The organism is Bathymodiolus azoricus thioautotrophic gill symbiont, from assembly GCF_001298715.1.
In the GTDB taxonomy this organism is placed as follows: Bacteria; Pseudomonadota; Gammaproteobacteria; order PS1; family Pseudothioglobaceae; genus Thiodubiliella.
On sequence record NZ_CDSC02000057.1, the window covers coordinates 1 to 2,523 of the forward strand.

Sequence of the window (2,523 nt, forward strand, 5' to 3'; positions counted from 1 at the left end):
ATTGAATCTGTACCAGTATGTATTGTTATTATCCACGAAGATACACCCGTCAAAACCCAAGCAAATTTATATTACGAACTTGGTGTAGCACAGGCACTAGGAAAAGAAACTGTCATTTAACACAGATAGTCGTGCTAAAAACAGTATTGAGCACTTTTCAGCTGCTTTTTCAAAACAATCTTAACACCAAACTTCAAAAAGGGAACTTGTTACCGCCGCCCATAGGCGGTAATTTCATTTTAGACAGGTCTGGTAGTCCACCCTCAGCGCCCTGCATGCCGCCCATCTTTTGTATCATTTTTTGCATTTTTCCGCCACCCATTTTCTTCATTTGTTTTTGCATTTTTTCAAACTGTTTGAGTAGTTTATTAACATCTTGTGGTCCAGTGCCAGAGCCTCTAGCAATGCGATTTTTGCGTGAGCCTTTAATCAGTTTGGTGTGGGTACGCTCTTTGGGCGTCATTGAATTAATAATGGCAATCATTTTTTTGGATTCCACTGAGCCCATCATTTGATTTTTAACGCTCTGAGGCATTCGCCCCATGCCTGGCATTTTATCCATCAAGGCTTCCATACCACCCATTTGTTCCATTTGCAGGAGTTGGTCACGCATATCTTCCAAATCAAACTGCCCTTTTGCCATTTTTTTGGCAGATTTTTCTGCTTTTTTACGGTCAACTTTTTGTCCAATTTCTTCAATGAGTGAAAGCACATCACCCATACCCAGTAAGCGTGAAACAATTCTATCTGGGTGAAATGGTTCTAACGCATCAACTTTTTCACCCACACCTAAGAACTTAATCGGCTTGCCAGTGATATGGCGTACTGAAAGCGCTGCACCACCTCGTGCATCACCATCAGTTTTGGTTAAAATAATACCTGTCAATGGCAAAGCGTCAGCAAAAACTTTGGCAGTGTGTGCTGCATCTTGACCGGTCATTGAATCAACCACAAACAAAGTTTCAATCGGATTAACTTTCTTCTGCAAGATTTGGATTTCATCCATCATTTCGCTATCAACATGCAATCTACCTGCGGTGTCTACCAAGAGCACATCAAAAAATTGTTTTTGTGCGTGTTTTTTAGCATTAGCAACAATACTCGCGGGCTTTTCTTTAATGTTAGAGGGGAAGAATGCCACGCCAACTTGTTCTGCCAATACTTCCAGCTGTTTAATCGCTGCTGGACGATAAACATCAGCACTTACTACCAATACTTTTTTGTTTTCACGCTCTTTTAAATAACACGCCAGTTTGGCAATTGAAGTGGTTTTACCCGCACCTTGTAAACCTGCCACCATTACCACTGCTGGTGGTTGCGCTTTAAGGTCTAAGGTTTTATTCTCACCACCAATAATCTGTGTTAATTCTGATTCAACTAGCTTGATAAAAGCCTGTGATGGGTTTAGCCCCTCGCCGACTTTCAAACCTAAGGCTTTTTCTTGCACCTTATCAAGAAATATCTTAATAACCTCAAGCGCAACATCTGCCTCTAACAAAGCACGGCGTACCTCACGAATAGCGTCTTTAATATTGGATTCTGACAGTTTATTCTTGCCTTGTAGGGCTTTAAAACTATTACTTAGGCGGTCGGTTAAATTATCAAACATTTTTTTGTGTTAATAAGGCAGAAGTATCCTATTATAATGACTTGTATTTACCTACGCAAAGTTGATTATGTTTTTATCTTATTTCGCAATCATCGCTTATTTATTAGCGGCCCTATTATTAATGCGTTTTTTCACACAAGATAACGCTCAACACAAACATCAAAAAAGCGTTTTTTTGTTAATTAGTTTTGCCGTAATCACACACGCTCTAACCTTTACAAACTTTTGGACGGCTAACGGTGTATTTTTTGGACTTGCCAACAGCGCCTCTTTTGCTGCTTGGTTAATCGCGGTTTTGTTATTCTTATCCTCACTCTCTAAACCCGTGCATGCACTTGGTATTTTGGTTTATCCGCTGGCTGCTTTGTCGCTTGTCTTTAGTCTTTTATTCCCTGATACTGCTGGAAAAATCATCTCTTTAAGCATTGCTTCACATGTGTTTTTATCTATTACTGCTTACGCCCTGCTTGCTTTAGCAGTGTGTCAATCAGTATTGTTAAAAATCCAAAAGATCTACTTGCACGCCAAAAAAATCAACCCTTTTATTAATAAACTTCCACCACTACAAACCATGGAAAGGATCATGTTTCAAGGTTTACGAGTTGGTTTTTACCTACTAACCTTGTCACTGATTACTGGCTTTATCTTTATTGACGATTTCTTTGCGCAACACCTTATTCACAAAACTACGCTTTCATTGGTGGCTTGGATCATTTTTGCTGTGTTAATCTTTGGACACAAACTCTTTGGCTGGCGTGGAAAACAAACTATTGTTGCTATACAAGTAGGGTTTAGTGTATTATTAGTGGCTTATTTTGGCTCTAAATTTGTATTAGAACGCTTGTTGTCTTAAAGTAAAGTACCTCTAAAAATCCCAATACAATTTATGAAGCATGAAAAAATTTTACAATAAC

General features: G+C 39.0%; 2 protein-coding genes. One reads left to right on the top strand and one right to left on the bottom strand.

Features of this window, described 5'->3' with window-relative positions:
* Positions 1–193 precede the first annotated feature (193 nt).
* Entirely contained in the window at positions 194–1,609 is a 1,416-nt protein-coding gene (gene ffh, locus BAZSYMA_RS01055) for a signal recognition particle protein (RefSeq protein WP_090714673.1), read from the bottom strand.
* Between the two features lie 121 nt (positions 1,610–1,730).
* Here ffh and BAZSYMA_RS01060 point away from each other — a divergent pair, with 121 nt between their 5' ends.
* Positions 1,731–2,462 (top strand): cytochrome C assembly family protein, encoded by a 732-nt coding sequence (locus BAZSYMA_RS01060; RefSeq protein ID WP_241502512.1) that lies wholly within the window; start codon positions 1,731–1,733, stop codon positions 2,460–2,462.
* Positions 2,463–2,523 lie beyond the last annotated feature (61 nt).